The organism is Natrialba taiwanensis DSM 12281 (genome assembly GCF_000337595.1).
Lineage (GTDB): Archaea > Halobacteriota > Halobacteria > Halobacteriales > Natrialbaceae > Natrialba > Natrialba taiwanensis.
This window is the reverse complement of the sequence record NZ_AOIL01000048.1, coordinates 141,474-154,467: the sequence shown is the minus strand read 5'-3', so window position 1 is coordinate 154,467 and position 12,994 is coordinate 141,474. Positions and strand designations below refer to the sequence as shown.

Sequence of the window (12,994 nt, the reverse complement as noted above, 5' to 3'; positions counted from 1 at the left end):
TGCGGTATAAGGGTGTTCGCCAATAGTTATGGTACTCTGGAACATGGGTATAACTAGCATGTTCGAGGAGTTCTCCCGAAGCTACTACCTCGGCCGACTCTACGTGACTCCAACCGATGCCGACCGCGCGCTAATGGACAGCGAACAACACGAGCGGATCAACGAGGCGGTGTACGCGACCGGAGAGGGGATCGAATCGCTCGAAACGCCGCTCGTGATGAAACTCGACTCGCAGCACTTCTCGGTCCACGGCGACAGCGCCGTCCCGACGAACACGCTCGCGCTGCCCGAAACGCTCCTCGACGGCATGGATGTTCGAAACCCGCCATCCCTGCGCGAGGTCCTACTCGCCCGTCGCGAGTGTGCCTCGCAGTTACTCTCGTTCGTCGACGGCTGGGACCCGTCCGTATCCTGGGCACGGGCTACCGATGGCGACGACACCGATCGCCCCGCTGGCGATGACGAGTTCAGGAACGCGGGCATGTGAGCGCTCGCGATCGGAGCCGCTGACGGTCCCAACGCGAACGGAGACCGGGAGCTAGAAGTACATTCGTCGCACCTGTTCGGTCAGATGCTCGATGAGTTGCTCGGACGCGCGTCGCTCAAGGAGCGCATCGCCGAACTCGAGGACGAAACCGAGCGGCTACGGGCGCGCTACGAGGCCGAAACCGACCGCCGAGCCGAAGCCACGACCGCCAGACAGGACGCCGAGGAGCGAGTCAACCGGCTCGAGGACCGAATCGCCCAACTCGAAGGCGAACTCGAGCGCGTCGACGCCGACGAGGACGACTCGCTCGCGTTCAGGCGACGCGAGACGCTTTGCGGTGGCCGCCTCGCCGACGTGCTCGACAGGCTCCGGTCGGTTCGGACGGGACCGGAGGGAGCGGTGACAACGGCCGTAGAATCCGGGTCCGACGAGTTCGCTCCGGACGACGAACTCGCGGCCGTGCTCGGCGACCGGACGGTCCTCGTCGACGCCGCTGCGCCCTGCCTGCTCTGTGTCGACGACGCTGGCCTCGTCTCCGTCGCGCTCGATCCGCCGGTTCTCCCCGACGAGGGCGACGTGCCCGCGGGATGGACGGACCGGTTCGCGCTCGATCTCGAGTGGTTCCTGCCGACGGGACGCTACGCGCTCGCGGTCGTCAGGGCCGACCTGTTTGCAGTCGGCGTCTACGAAGCCGACGATCGCATCGAATACCGGGGCTTCGAGAGCGACGTGAAGGGCAGCCACTCCAAGGGTGGGTTTTCGCAGGCGCGCTTCGAGCGGATTCGCGACGATCAGATCGACGCTCACCTCGAACGGTGTCAGGAAACACTGGCTAACGTGTACGACGACACCGAGATAGATCGCCTCTTTCTCACCGGGCAACGCGGCGTCATCGAGACGCTCGCCGAGGAGACGGCCGTCGAGCCGGCGGCAACTGCAGCGGTTGATGCGACCGGCGATCCGAAATCAGCTCTTGAGAACGCCTACGGCACCTTCTGGACGACGACACTGTTCGTCCTGTAGCCGGACTGGTACTCCCCTCACCGAACTCTATCATTAAGTATCCCCACGGCCATTCCTCGATATGCGCGTCGCAATCCTCGCACACGAGCAGTTTCCCGACCGCGCCAAAACCGCACTCGGCATCCTCCGGTACGCCGATTACGACGTCGCCGCCGTTCTCGACCGGGAGACCGCAGGCGGGCAGGTCAATGATTACGTCCCCGACGTTCAGGACGCCCCCATCGTCGCCGGCATGGACGCTCTCGCCGACGACGACCTCGACGCCCTGATCATCGGCATCGCCCCTATCGGCGGCGGACTCGAAGACAGTTGGCGCGAGGACATCCGCGCCGCCCTCGAACGCGACTGTGACGTGATCTCGGGTCTGCACCACTTCCTCGAAGACGACGACGAGTTCAGTCGGCTGGCGGCCGAACACGGCGGCGACCTGCGGGACGTTCGCAAGCCGCCCGAAGACCTGACGGTGAGCGAGGGCATCGCCGGCGAGGTCGACGCCGAGGTCATCCTGACCGTCGGCACCGACTGCTCGGTCGGGAAGATGACGACGACGATGGAACTCGCCCGCGACGCCCGCGCGGCCGGCTACGACGCCGCCGTGATTCCGACAGGCCAGACCGGGATCATGATCGAGGGCTGGGGGAACCCGATTGACCGGGTCGTCTCGGACTTCACCGCCGGCGCGGTCGAGGAGATGATCATGGAGATTGGTGACGAGCACGACTACCTCTTCGTCGAGGGCCAGGGGAGCATCGTCCACCCCGCCTACTCGGCGGTCACCTGCGGCATCCTGCACGGCTCGATGCCAGACGAACTCGTCCTCTGTCACACCGCCGGCAAAGAGGTTATCCACGGCTACGAGTCGTTCTCACTGCCCTCGATTCAGACATACGTCGACCTCTACGAAAGCCTCGCCGCGCCTGTCTCCGACGCTGATGTCGTCGCCGGCGCGCTCAACACGGCCGGACTCGAGGACGACGCCGCGGCGCAGGCGATCGACGAGTTCGCAACTGAACTCGGTGCCCCGGCGACGGACGTGATCCGGGAGGACACCGACGACGTACTCGAGCGCCTGCTATGACGCTCGAGACCTCGTTTCAGCGGCGAACGCTGCCGCTCGAGTTCCCGTTTACGATCTCGCGGGGGACGACGACCGAGACCGAGGTCGTGACGGTCCACATCGAGGACGACGAGGGGAACGTCGGCATCGGCGGTGCCGGCCCATCGTCTCACTACGGCGAGACCGCCGCGACGGTCGAAGCGGTCCTGCCCGATCTGCTCGCAGTCGTCGAGGACGTGGACGACCCCCACCAGCTCGCCCGCATCGAGCGCCGGCTGCGCGAAACCGTCGAGCGCAACCCGGCCGCCCGCTGTGCGGTCAGCATCGCGGTGCACGACCTCGCGGCGACGCAACTCGACGTGCCGCTGTATCGCTACTGGGGACTCGATCCGCGGGAGACCCTCGAAACCTCCTACACGATCGGCATCGACGACGTCGAGACGATGCGCGAGAAGACCGAAACCGCCCTCGAACGCGGCTACGACACGTTAAAGGTCAAACTCGGCACGGACCGTGATATCAAGATTATTCGGACGATCCGGGAGGTCGCACCCGACGTTCGACTCTTCGTCGATGCCAATGAGGCCTGGACGCCCCGCGAGGCGGTCTCGAAGATTGACCGGCTCGCCGAGTTCGACCTCGCGTTCGTCGAGCAGCCGATCCCCGCCGAGAACTCGGCGGGCCAACGGTTCGTCTACGAGAACGCGGCGCTGCCGATCGCGGCCGACGAATCCTGTATCACGGTCGCGGACGTTCCGCGGATCGCGGACCGCTATGACATCGCGAACCTGAAACTCATGAAGTGCGGCGGCCTCCGGGAGGCCAAACGGATCATCCACGCCGCCCGCGCTCACGGACTGCAGGTGATGTGTGGCTGCATGAACGAGTCCAACGCCTCGATCGCGGCCGCCTGCCACCTCGCGCCACTGCTCGATTACGTCGATCTCGACGGCTCGCTCCTGCTCGATGCGGACCCCTACGACGGCGTCCCGATGCCGAACGGTCGGCTGGCGCTCGCTGAACTCGAGCGGCCGGGAACGGGTGCACGACTCGAATAACACTGCCTCCAACCGCTCTCGCTTATCCACGGCTACGAGTCGTTTGCTTCGTTGTTGACGCGTGCTTTTACTCCGAAACACAGTCTCTCGAATCGCCACCATCGTTTACAACGGCGGTCGCCGTGGCACACACTGGCATGACCGACGGTGAGCGGACAGGAATCTCTCGACGAACGGTACTGCGAGCGTCGGGGACTGCGGCTGCAGTGCCGGTCCTCGGCACGAACCGAGCGAGCGCGGACGAAACCGCAGCCCCCGCGCCGTCGCCGGCACTGCCCGGCGATTGTCCCGACGCGACCGTCGAGCCGAGTATGACCCACTGCGAGGGGACGACCATGGAAGGGTGTGCCGACGACCATCCGGCAACGACCGAACTCCAGTCGGCGGTCCGGGAAACGCTCGCGGAAACGTATCCGACCGTCGGCGCGTTGCTCGACGCGGGATTCAAGCCGTACTTCGACACGCTCGACGTGACCGAGGAAAACGGCTACGCGCACTGGCTCTCCCCGGAGTTCATCGGCGACGAAACCGTACTGGACCCCGAGCGACCGGAATCGGTGCTGGTCGATACCAGGTCCTGGCGCGCGATTGGGGTCATGTTCATCGCGACGCGGAACGGCGAGGCTGTCGAACCGATGGCGGTGTACGACAGCAGTGAGGGCCGCTGCTCGCCCTGGCACGCCCACACCGGACTTCCCGGGCGCTTCGCCTGGTGGTACTACCGGCACGTTTACGAGGGGACCGATGACATCGAGTTCAGCCTGCCGTGTCGAACGCCCTGTATGCTCCACGTCTGGGCCGTCGACCATCCCGAGGGCGTCTACGCCCACGACGCTCCGCCCGCCTCGGCCCGCGACCGGGAGTCCGCAGCCGACGCCGGGTTCGAGACCGACGCCGATCCCGGGGCGGACGAACTCGGCTGGGAGGTCCTCCCGGACGCGGTAACCCCCGACCGCCTCCCGGACGAGATTCCCCTGTTGAACTGACTCTGACCCCGATCGCTGGAGCGCCGGTCGCTGTACCGGTCGCGTCTACGCGTCACCCCTCTCGACCCTCGAACCACTCCCACGACCGCATCGCGGCCAGAATCCGGGCGACCGCCTCGTCCGCTAGACACTCGTCCGTATCGATCCGAACGTCCGCCTCCGGCTCGCTGAACTCGCGGTAGACGACGTGAACCCCCTGCTCATCGATCGGGTCGTCGCGCTCGCGATTCCGTTCGAGACACGTCTCGAGGCTCGCGGTGACGTGGACGAACCGCACAGTCGAGAGGGTACGAAACTGCGTCTGCCACGACCGCCGGTAGAAGGTTCCGTCGACGATCGCAATCGTGCCCGCCGGCACGTCGCGAACGCGCTCGTAGAGTCGGTCGTAGGTGCGCCGCGAGTAGTCGTCCGAGTGAACGAGTTCAGTCGGCTGCCCGCGGGCGGCGAGCGTTTCCCGGAGTCGGGTAGCGAGAGTCGTTTTGCCGGCACCGGGTGGGCCGCAGATGACGACGATCACGGGTGGCAGTTCTAGGAGCGGCCGTGTGGAGTATATAGGTGGTGGCACTCATCGCTGATGTTCTGCCATCATCGACTTCATCAAACATCTGCACGCTGGCGTCGAGTGGATTAAAAGCGCGGAAAGTGGCTTAGCACATCCAGATAGGGTAGATCAAAGCTGCTTCTCCATTAGCACACTTGGAATATCAGGTCCACTCTCTCCACCTACATCCACGCAATCCTGTTTTTGAAACCCCAATTGCTCATAAAATCCTGCTGCGTTGAGTGAAGCATATGTTTTCAGCAGATGTATGCCATTATCTTGTGCAATCGATTGTAATTCTTCAGCTATCGTCCGTCCGATCCCTTGTCGAGCCACAGAAGGATCAACGAACGTTGCTGCCAATAATCCCTTGTCAATATCTAGACTACCATATCCCACGGATAGTCCATCTTGCTCAGCGACAATGTATCTATAATTATCTGCCTTTATTTTATCTGGAGGGATCAACGAACGGTCGTCATCGACTGCCGTCATATACGCTAACTGCTCTGGAGAGTATTCATTCACTGCTTGCAACTGTAGCGAGTCACGCTGTATTCGAATCATATCCTCTGAATCTACAGCGGTTGCTTTTCGTATCCTCAGCATTCTATCACGTATACCCATATCCAAGTACTGTCAGATAATATAATCTTCCCCGTATACAGTCAAGTGATCGTCTACACACTCGCTTCCCCTATCGATTTAGGAACTGCGAACGCAAAGACACATGCATGAGCTACGATACGGCAACGAAGACCGATCCGGAATCGATCATTCCCGAAGAGTACGGCGGCATGTGGTTCCTCAAGGACGAACTCGGGACCGACCACCTCGGGTTCTCGGTCCTCGAACTCGAACCCGGCGCGGAGGGGAAAGCACACGACGAATCCGAGACGGGCCAGGAGGAGATCTACTACGTCGTCTCCGGAACCGTCGAGGTTGAATTGGAAGACGAGACGCTCACGCTCGAGACGGACGAACTCGTGCGGCTCGACCCGGACGAGCGCCGGAAGGTTTTCAATCGCGGCGACGAGCGGGCGAAGCTCGTGCTGGTCGGTGCACCGCTGTAATCTGTCGAAGTGAGACGGTCTGCTGTACTGATTTCCGGCGCACTCGCAGAGCCGGTCGCGGCTGCGCCGGCACTGTCCGACAGCAGTCCGTCTGAGGGGGGCTGACGACGGCCGCGCGGTGTCGACCCTAGCCGAGATCCTCGTCCCGCTCGCTTTCGCGCAGGATGAACGGTCCCATCGCGAGCGTTCGCTTCGCGACCGTTACGATCCGGAGGATGTACGTCGTAAACAACACGAACGGCGAGACCCCGACGACGAACCCCACGCTAGAGACCCAGACGAGGTTGTCGACGCCGAGTGTCACTCCGGGAAATGAACTCGCGTCGACGTACATAAGCAGGACCCCCATGACTGTGAGCGCCGAAATTGCGACATAGAGGAGTACCCGCGAGAGGTTGATCAGTTCCCACTGGAAGTAAAGCGTCTTGAAGTGCTCCCGGGCCGGGGCAAAGAGTCGCAGCGTCGAAATCACGTCTTCGAGGTTCTCCTCCGCCTCGTCCGAGAGCGAGTCCGCGTGGTCGACCTGAATCGAGCGAGCGTCGTAGATCTTTCGCGAATAATTATACTGCAGTGCGCCCCAGAGCACCTCGAACGTGCCGAACTGAGCGTCTTCGAGATTGTCCTTGACGGTCTCGGCGTTCTGTCGAATGTCGTCCGTGTACTCCTCGATGGTCGACCGCAGCTCCTCATCCCGGCTCTCCGAGACGGCCGACTCGAGTTCACCGGCGCGTTCTTGCACGCCGTCGACGAGTTCGTAGAGAAAGGAACCGGGTTCCGGCGGGCTGATGTCTTCGCTGATGGTGTCTTCGGTATCCGCGCGGAAGGAAGTCGCTTCCTCCATTCGGCTGCGCTGGCTGCCGATCGCACCGAGTTCCTGTGAGAGCACGAGTTGGTTGATCGTAACGACGATGGACGTGCCGGTGATGATCGCACCGATGAACGACGAGAAGATGAAGGCGATACTGCCCTGCGTATCGACGATCCATCGGTGGGGAGAGAAGCCGAGCTGACTGGTGCCGATCAGGATGACGAAAATGAGTGCGAGAATCACGCCGGCCAGGGCGAGTCGGTCGACTCGAAGTAAAAGCCACATCCGGAGTCCGCCGAGTCTGTTACCCCCGTTCTCGTCGGTAACCGAGGAATCACCCGAGGCCTCATCTGTCGCATCCGAACTCGCGGTGTGCATCGACTGTGGTGGAGCGACCACGCGGGTGGATAAAAGCCATTGGTTGGAAGACGACGGGTGATGGTTGGTTCCGATGGGTGGACGACAGACGATCGGTAGCGACTGGTGGCCGGGAACTAGTGATCGGTGGTGCCGTTTCTGTCAACGAGGGGCTTCCGGTTCGACCCCGTAGAGATCCTGCACGCGATCGACGATGGTATTGTGGAAGCCGACCAGGAGTGCAACTGCGAGGACGATAACGACGACCTCGAGTACGGTCGACATGAGTCCGAGAGCGACGATCAAGGCCGTCGCACAGGCGGCCGGGTGGTTCGTGTTCGACCAGAGCATGCCGACCGTCGTGAGCGCCATCGAGACAATACCGCTAATGACGAGTCGACCGACCTCGGGCGAGAAGGGCTGGGCCTGTTGGAAGGCGTCGACGACGACGACGCCGTTTGCGAACAGAACGTAGGCGATCAACCCGCAGACGGCGGCGACGGCGTGGCCGCCGATAACGTGATACGCCCCTTCTGCGCGGTCTTTCTCGCCAGTTGCGAGAAGGTACGCCGAGGGGCCGAGACTCGGAAAGAGAAACGGCTGGCCGGAGACCCATGCGATCGCGCCGAGAAAGAGAAAGTGAAGCGTGACGTTGGTGCCGGCACTCAGGTCGTCGCGGACGTTGATCGATTCACTGGTGGTAACACGAAGCTTGCTCCAGAACCCCATCGGTTGTGGGTAATCACAATCGGTCACATAAACTCCGGGCCGGATTGATCAACTGGACGGCTCCAATGGTCCCTACTCCAGCGTATCGTTTCCTGAACTCGTAAATGGACCCTCATCAGGATCCTTCTGTGGCATCATCGGACCGACCGATGCGGTCCGGCGCGTGACGGCCGCCGTCCGGAGGATATACGATGCCAACAGCGCGAGCGGCGAGAGGGCGATCGTTACGAGCACACAGACGATGTACGGCAAGACAGCGATCGTCACGTTCGCGCCGGTGATATCCGCATAGAGAAACCCGATCAGCAGCGACGATAGAATCGCCGGAACGCCGGTAAGGATCGTCAACTGTGAAAATCGCGTCAACTCACGCTGCAGGTATGTCGTCTTGAAATGCTCCCGGACGGTCGAAAACAACACCAGATCATCGATCAGCGAATCGAGCGCATCGCTGCCTTCCGCCGGCAACGAGTCGCCGTAGCGCCCGCGTATCTGGCGCGCGACGTATAGTTGCCAGGGAGCATCGTACTCAATCGCCGCCGAGAGCGCCCCGAAGGTATCGAGCTGGGATCGTTCCAGCGTCTCGTCCATCCGTTGGCTGCTCTCGGAGGTGTCGGTTGCAAACTGGGTGATCAAACGCGTCTCCACGTCTCCCTGACCGCCGGCTTGCCCCCCGTCAACGCCCGACTCCGGATCAACGGCCTCGGCAAGCGCAACTGCGCTCCCGTGAATCGACTCCGCGAGCAACTCGAGCAACCGCGTCGGCGACGCCGGAGCAGCCGGGACGGCAGCGGTCTCCGCAATCTCGTCGCGAAACGAGAGGACGCCCTCGAGTTGATCGTGCGCGCTCGCCGCCGAGACGAACTCCTGTGACAGGATCAACTGGTTGATCGAGACGACGAGCGTAACGAGCGAAAACGTCCCCGCGATCATTCCGCTTGCGACCCGCGTCACCGAATTGGCGTTCGTAAACGAAATCAGCCCCACCTCGTACAACCCTACGAACAGCACGAAGACACCGCCGGAGATGAGCGCAGCCACCGCCAGCCGATCCCCCTCAACTACCAGCCACTCCAGCACTCGCATCAGCGAGTTCGGCTGCTGATCCGTATCGGACCGGTACGACTCGACCGTCTCGTTCGCCTCCGGAGCTGCCATACCACATCGCTCGACGGATATGACAATAAGCGCTCACGTTGCATATCCCGTTGCTGTCCCACTACTGACGGGCGCGTGCTTCGTTCGAGACGCCGAACGGGTACGGAACGGGTACAGGGTAGCTAGACACTACAAGACACCGAGAGATTCCGAGCAAAAGACAAGATCACAGGAACACAGAAACGAGTTCACACCCATCACGAACCAGCAGCAGCGACGGTTCAGGGCCCACACTGAAATATATCGGCGGTGATATCGGAACCATACATGCCCGGGCACGGTCACGACGAACAGCTGGCAAACCACCGGTTTCGACGGAGGAACACACGGAGGACCACAACTCGATGACCCGACCACCGAACTCGTCTCACGGGTCGTCCCGCTCCGCGCGGCCGGACGGAACTCGTCGAGACGGACGGTACCGTCGACGCTTTCTTGCGTCACTGGGCCTCGGAGCCACCGCAGCACTCGCCGGTTGCACCAGCATCGGAACCGACGTCGGCGTCGAAACCGGGCCGAGCTACGAACGGGGACAGATCGACCCGCCTAGCGACGCCGGAAACCGGTCGGCTGAACAGCTGACCGCCGCAGCAGCCCTCGCAGAACAGGAAACACAGGAGGGTGTCACACCGCTCAACCGCCTCGAGATAACGACCCACGAGTTCACGTTCGAAAGCGGATTCAAGGGGTCGACGATTCAGGGAACGATCGAGAATACGGGGTCGGAGCGGGTTCGGCGTGCGGAGGTGCGCGTTCGGGTGTACAACGAGATGGGAGAGCAACTGGGGCGCTATCTGTCGACGAACGGTGATCTCGACAGCGGTGACGTGTGGGCGTTTACGGTGGTCATCCTCAAGTCGCCGTCCGTCCTCGACGAATACGATATTACGGTGCTCGGAACGCCGTCGTAGGTGGCGCTGTGCGGGCGGCGGTTCGGTGCGGTATGTGGTAGTGTAGTTGCGTAGTGGTGTAAACCGTTGGAATCAGGCGTTTTCCTCGTCCTGTAGCTCCGCGAGTTCGGAGTCGATTTCGGCGTCGTCGATATCCGAGTCGACATCAGCGTCGTTCGCGGGCTCGGGCTCGGGTTCGGGTTCGGGTTCGCTACCGGCCGCGGCGTCAGTCTCGGATTCGGATTCAGTTGCAGCCTCCGTCTCGGTTGCACTCGCACCCTCGCTCTCGCCCATCTCGGACTTGAGCGTATCGAGTTCAGCCTCGACACCGCTGCCTGTCGAGAGGTCCTCGAGTTCGCGGTCGATCTGGTCCTTATCGGATAGCACGTCGTCAAACGCACCCGTTTCGTGGAGTTCGTCGAGGGCGGCTGAACGGGCCTCCATGTCTTCGGTCTGCTCCTCGGCGCGCTCGATGGCGCGGCCGACATCCTCGAACTCCTCGCCGGTTGCGGTCATCGCCTCGGAGACGGTCGAACTCGCCTCGGCGGCCTCGTATCGGGCCTTCATGGTCTCCTTCTTGGTGCGGAACTCCTCGATACGGGTCTGGAGTTCGTTCTTCTGGTCGATCAGGCTGTCCTGTTGGCTCTGGAGCTCCGAGACTTGCCGTTCCAGATCCTCGATCTGGTTCATCTTCGTCTTCTTCTTCTCGAGTGCGCGTCGAGCCAGGTCCTCTCGGTCCTGTCGGACCGCCGTGCGAGCCTGGTCGTTGTGTTTCTCGACGTTTTCCTCGAGTCGGCGCTTTTGCATCTCGAGGCGCTTTTTCTGGGTGGTAAGATCGGCGATACCGCGTTTGACCTCCTGCAGCTGGTCGCGCATCTGCTCGTAGGAGTAATCGAGGGTTTCAGTCGGGTCCTCTGTACGGTTGAGCAGAGAGTTGATCTTCGACCGGATGACGTAGGAGGTCCGAGAGAGGATGCCCATACTCGTACCTAACGCTCGTCACCCTTAAAAACATCACATCAACGACAGACGACGTGAGAATCGACGGACGATCGGTGTTGCTCGCCGTTTTGATTACGTCCCAGTCCAAACGGATGGGTATGACCGACGTACTCGTTCCGGGCGGTCGCGACGTACGCGCCACGCTTACGGAACCGGATGCTGAGACGGACGCCATTGTCGTTGCTTGCCCGCCCCACCCCCAGCAGGGTGGCTCGCGAAGCGATAGCCGACTCGTCGCCGTCGCGGATCGACTCCGCGAAAACGGGGTCGCCTGCCTGCGCTTTGACTACGGGGAATGGGACGAGGGATACGGCGAGCGCGAGGACGTGCGAAACGCGATTCGGTGGGCTACGGAGCGCTACGACCGCGTCGGCCTCTTCGGCTACAGTTTCGGCGCGAGTCTGAGCCTGCTCACGGCTGCCGATGTCGATCCCGCTCCCGACGCCGTCGCCGTTCTTGCCCCCGCAGCGCGGCTCGCGGACGACCTCGACGCGGCTGCGGCGCTCAGGTCTCTCCCGAGTGAGACGCCCGTCCGCATTCTCTACGGGGAACGGGACACGACCGTCGACTGGGAGCCGGTGGTCGAACGCGCTCGCGAGCGCGGCGACGAGGTCACCGCGCTGCCGGCAGACCACTTCTTCCTCGGGAAACGCGAGGCCATCGCCGAGGCGGCCGCGGGGTTCTTCGAGGGCGAACTGCTCGAGTCGGGGTCACAGTAGCTCGAGACGGCCGAACAGCTCGAAGCGGAACGGAGGGTCGCTGCGAACCGATCGACAATGGGGGCGCGCTGCGCGCCGGGCGTTCGATATTCTTGCAGCGCCGTTATTTCCGCGGCGGCGCTAGGGTCGAGTATGCTGAACCGGTCTCTCGAGGAGTCCCATCGGACCGCTCACAGCGACCGATGACCGACGACACGGATGCCCAGTCGATCGTCCGCGCCGAATCGTGGACGGAGCTACAGGACCTGGTCACCGCGGAGATGTGGATGCCCGACATCTCCCGGCACCGCTCGCCGTACGTCTTCCGGGGAGTCCCTCACGTCGATCACACCCTCGAGACATCGATCAACCGCTTCGTCGTCGAGTCCGGAAAGTGGAACCTCGAGCCGCTCTTGCTCCGGAATTTCGCCCAGTACGCGGCCGACGAGATCGACGAGTCGCAGTCGATCTAGCACCTGCTCTCGATCGCCCAACACTACGGGCTGCCGACGCGGCTGCTCGACTGGTCGTTCTCGCCACTCGTCGCGGCCTACTTCGCGACGCGAATCGGTGACACCGACCACGACGGAGCGATCTGGGCCGTCGACTACCGACAGCTACACGCCGACCTGCCCGACTCCTACCAGTCGGTCCTCGAGATGACGGAGACCCACATGCTCGACACGCATCTCCTCTCGAACGTGACGCTGGACGACGAACCGCGCGAGTCCGGCCCCGACGACGCCGGGTCCGGCCTGACTCGAACCCTCGACGTCACCCGCATCGACGAACTCTGGCAGGAGTTGTGGGCACCCGACGAGGGCTCCGAAGACGAGTACGTCGTCTTCTTCCGGCCGCCGGCGATCGACGACCGGATCGCCAACCAGTCGGCCGTCTTCTCGTTCCAGTCCGATCCGCAACTGCTCCTCGATCGGTGGCTCGAAGACCACCCCGATTGCTACCGGAAGATCGTCATCCCGGGCGAGCGCAAACTCGAGTTTCGCGACAAACTGGATCAGATGAACGTCAACCACCGAACTCTGTTCCCCGACCTCGAGGGGCTGGCGACGTAGTTGAAGCAGTACTATCAGCCCCAGTCGGGGGAGTAAACCGCGGAGACAGAAATA

The 12,994-nt window shown here is 62.6% G+C and carries 16 protein-coding genes and 1 pseudogene; 11 read left to right on the top strand and 6 right to left on the bottom strand.

The features are described from left to right. Positions 1–58: 58 nt before the first annotated feature. From C484_RS12875 to C484_RS12855, 5 genes are all read left to right on the top strand, one after another. Positions 59–487, top strand: coding sequence for a DUF5802 family protein (locus tag C484_RS12875; protein WP_006826357.1), 429 nt, complete (start codon positions 59–61; stop codon positions 485–487). Between the two features lie 84 nt (positions 488–571). Beyond that, positions 572–1,510 (top strand): Vms1/Ankzf1 family peptidyl-tRNA hydrolase, encoded by a 939-nt coding sequence (locus C484_RS12870; RefSeq protein ID WP_006826356.1) that lies wholly within the window; start codon positions 572–574, stop codon positions 1,508–1,510. A 61-nt stretch (positions 1,511–1,571) separates the two neighbouring features. Continuing rightward, on the top strand, positions 1,572–2,588 hold the full coding sequence (locus C484_RS12865) for a DUF1611 domain-containing protein (protein WP_006826355.1): 1,017 nt from the start codon (positions 1,572–1,574) through the stop codon (positions 2,586–2,588). Then, positions 2,585–3,625 carry a dipeptide epimerase gene (locus tag C484_RS12860; protein ID WP_006826354.1) on the top strand — a complete coding sequence of 347 codons (1,041 nt, stop codon included), beginning with the start codon at positions 2,585–2,587 and terminating at the stop codon, positions 3,623–3,625. The genes C484_RS12865 and C484_RS12860 overlap by 4 nt, the downstream gene beginning before the upstream one ends. A 137-nt stretch (positions 3,626–3,762) precedes the next feature. After that, the gene (locus C484_RS12855; RefSeq protein WP_006826353.1) at positions 3,763–4,611 is read left to right on the top strand and encodes a hypothetical protein; all 849 of its coding nucleotides are present in this window, start codon (positions 3,763–3,765) and stop codon (positions 4,609–4,611) included. A 52-nt stretch (positions 4,612–4,663) separates the two neighbouring features. On the opposite strand, the gene C484_RS12850 is transcribed toward C484_RS12855, so the two are convergent. Both C484_RS12850 and C484_RS22375 read right to left on the bottom strand, forming a co-directional pair. Then, positions 4,664–5,128: an ATP-binding protein gene (locus tag C484_RS12850; RefSeq protein ID WP_006826352.1), complete on the bottom strand. Its 465-nt coding sequence runs from the start codon at positions 5,126–5,128 to the stop codon at positions 4,664–4,666. Positions 5,129–5,281: 153 nt separating this feature from the next. Beyond that, the gene (locus C484_RS22375; RefSeq protein WP_204366382.1) at positions 5,282–5,761 is read right to left on the bottom strand and encodes a GNAT family N-acetyltransferase; all 480 of its coding nucleotides are present in this window, start codon (positions 5,759–5,761) and stop codon (positions 5,282–5,284) included. A gap of 125 nt (positions 5,762–5,886) precedes the next feature. Between C484_RS22375 and C484_RS12845 the strand changes: the two genes are divergently transcribed. After that, positions 5,887–6,225: a cupin domain-containing protein gene (locus C484_RS12845; protein WP_006826350.1), complete on the top strand. Its 339-nt coding sequence runs from the start codon at positions 5,887–5,889 to the stop codon at positions 6,223–6,225. 127 nt (positions 6,226–6,352) lie between these two features. On the opposite strand, the gene C484_RS12840 is transcribed toward C484_RS12845, so the two are convergent. The 3 genes from C484_RS12840 to C484_RS12830 form a co-directional block, all read right to left on the bottom strand. Further along, the gene (locus C484_RS12840) at positions 6,353–7,411 is read right to left on the bottom strand and encodes a hypothetical protein (RefSeq protein WP_006826349.1); all 1,059 of its coding nucleotides are present in this window, start codon (positions 7,409–7,411) and stop codon (positions 6,353–6,355) included. 141 nt (positions 7,412–7,552) lie between these two features. Then, positions 7,553–8,119, bottom strand: coding sequence for an HPP family protein (locus C484_RS12835; RefSeq protein ID WP_006826348.1), 567 nt, complete (start codon positions 8,117–8,119; stop codon positions 7,553–7,555). Positions 8,120–8,191: 72 nt separating this feature from the next. Next, the gene (locus tag C484_RS12830; protein WP_006826347.1) at positions 8,192–9,277 is read right to left on the bottom strand and encodes a hypothetical protein; all 1,086 of its coding nucleotides are present in this window, start codon (positions 9,275–9,277) and stop codon (positions 8,192–8,194) included. A 344-nt stretch (positions 9,278–9,621) separates the two neighbouring features. Here C484_RS12830 and C484_RS12825 point away from each other — a divergent pair, with 344 nt between their 5' ends. Beyond that, positions 9,622–10,188 carry an FxLYD domain-containing protein gene (locus C484_RS12825; protein ID WP_006826346.1) on the top strand — a complete coding sequence of 189 codons (567 nt, stop codon included), beginning with the start codon at positions 9,622–9,624 and terminating at the stop codon, positions 10,186–10,188. A 72-nt stretch (positions 10,189–10,260) separates the two neighbouring features. Here C484_RS12825 and C484_RS12820 read toward each other — a convergent pair whose 3' ends face one another. Next, a complete protein-coding gene (locus C484_RS12820) occupies positions 10,261–11,148 on the bottom strand; it encodes a PspA/IM30 family protein (protein ID WP_006826345.1) in 888 nt (295 codons plus the stop codon). A 119-nt stretch (positions 11,149–11,267) separates the two neighbouring features. Here C484_RS12820 and C484_RS12815 point away from each other — a divergent pair, with 119 nt between their 5' ends. The 4 genes and pseudogenes from C484_RS12815 to C484_RS24370 all read left to right on the top strand — a co-directional run bounded on the left by C484_RS12815 (position 11,268) and on the right by C484_RS24370 (position 12,940). Next, positions 11,268–11,888, top strand: coding sequence for an alpha/beta hydrolase (locus C484_RS12815; protein WP_006826344.1), 621 nt, complete (start codon positions 11,268–11,270; stop codon positions 11,886–11,888). 182 nt (positions 11,889–12,070) lie between these two features. Further along, entirely contained in the window at positions 12,071–12,340 is a 270-nt protein-coding gene (locus C484_RS24375; RefSeq protein WP_239640984.1) for a hypothetical protein, read from the top strand. A gap of 3 nt (positions 12,341–12,343) precedes the next feature. Continuing rightward, positions 12,344–12,421: pseudogene (locus C484_RS24640) on the top strand (FRG domain-containing protein); the annotation flags it as partial. Between the two features lie 120 nt (positions 12,422–12,541). Beyond that, positions 12,542–12,940 carry a hypothetical protein gene (locus C484_RS24370; RefSeq protein WP_239640983.1) on the top strand — a complete coding sequence of 133 codons (399 nt, stop codon included), beginning with the start codon at positions 12,542–12,544 and terminating at the stop codon, positions 12,938–12,940. Positions 12,941–12,994 lie beyond the last annotated feature (54 nt).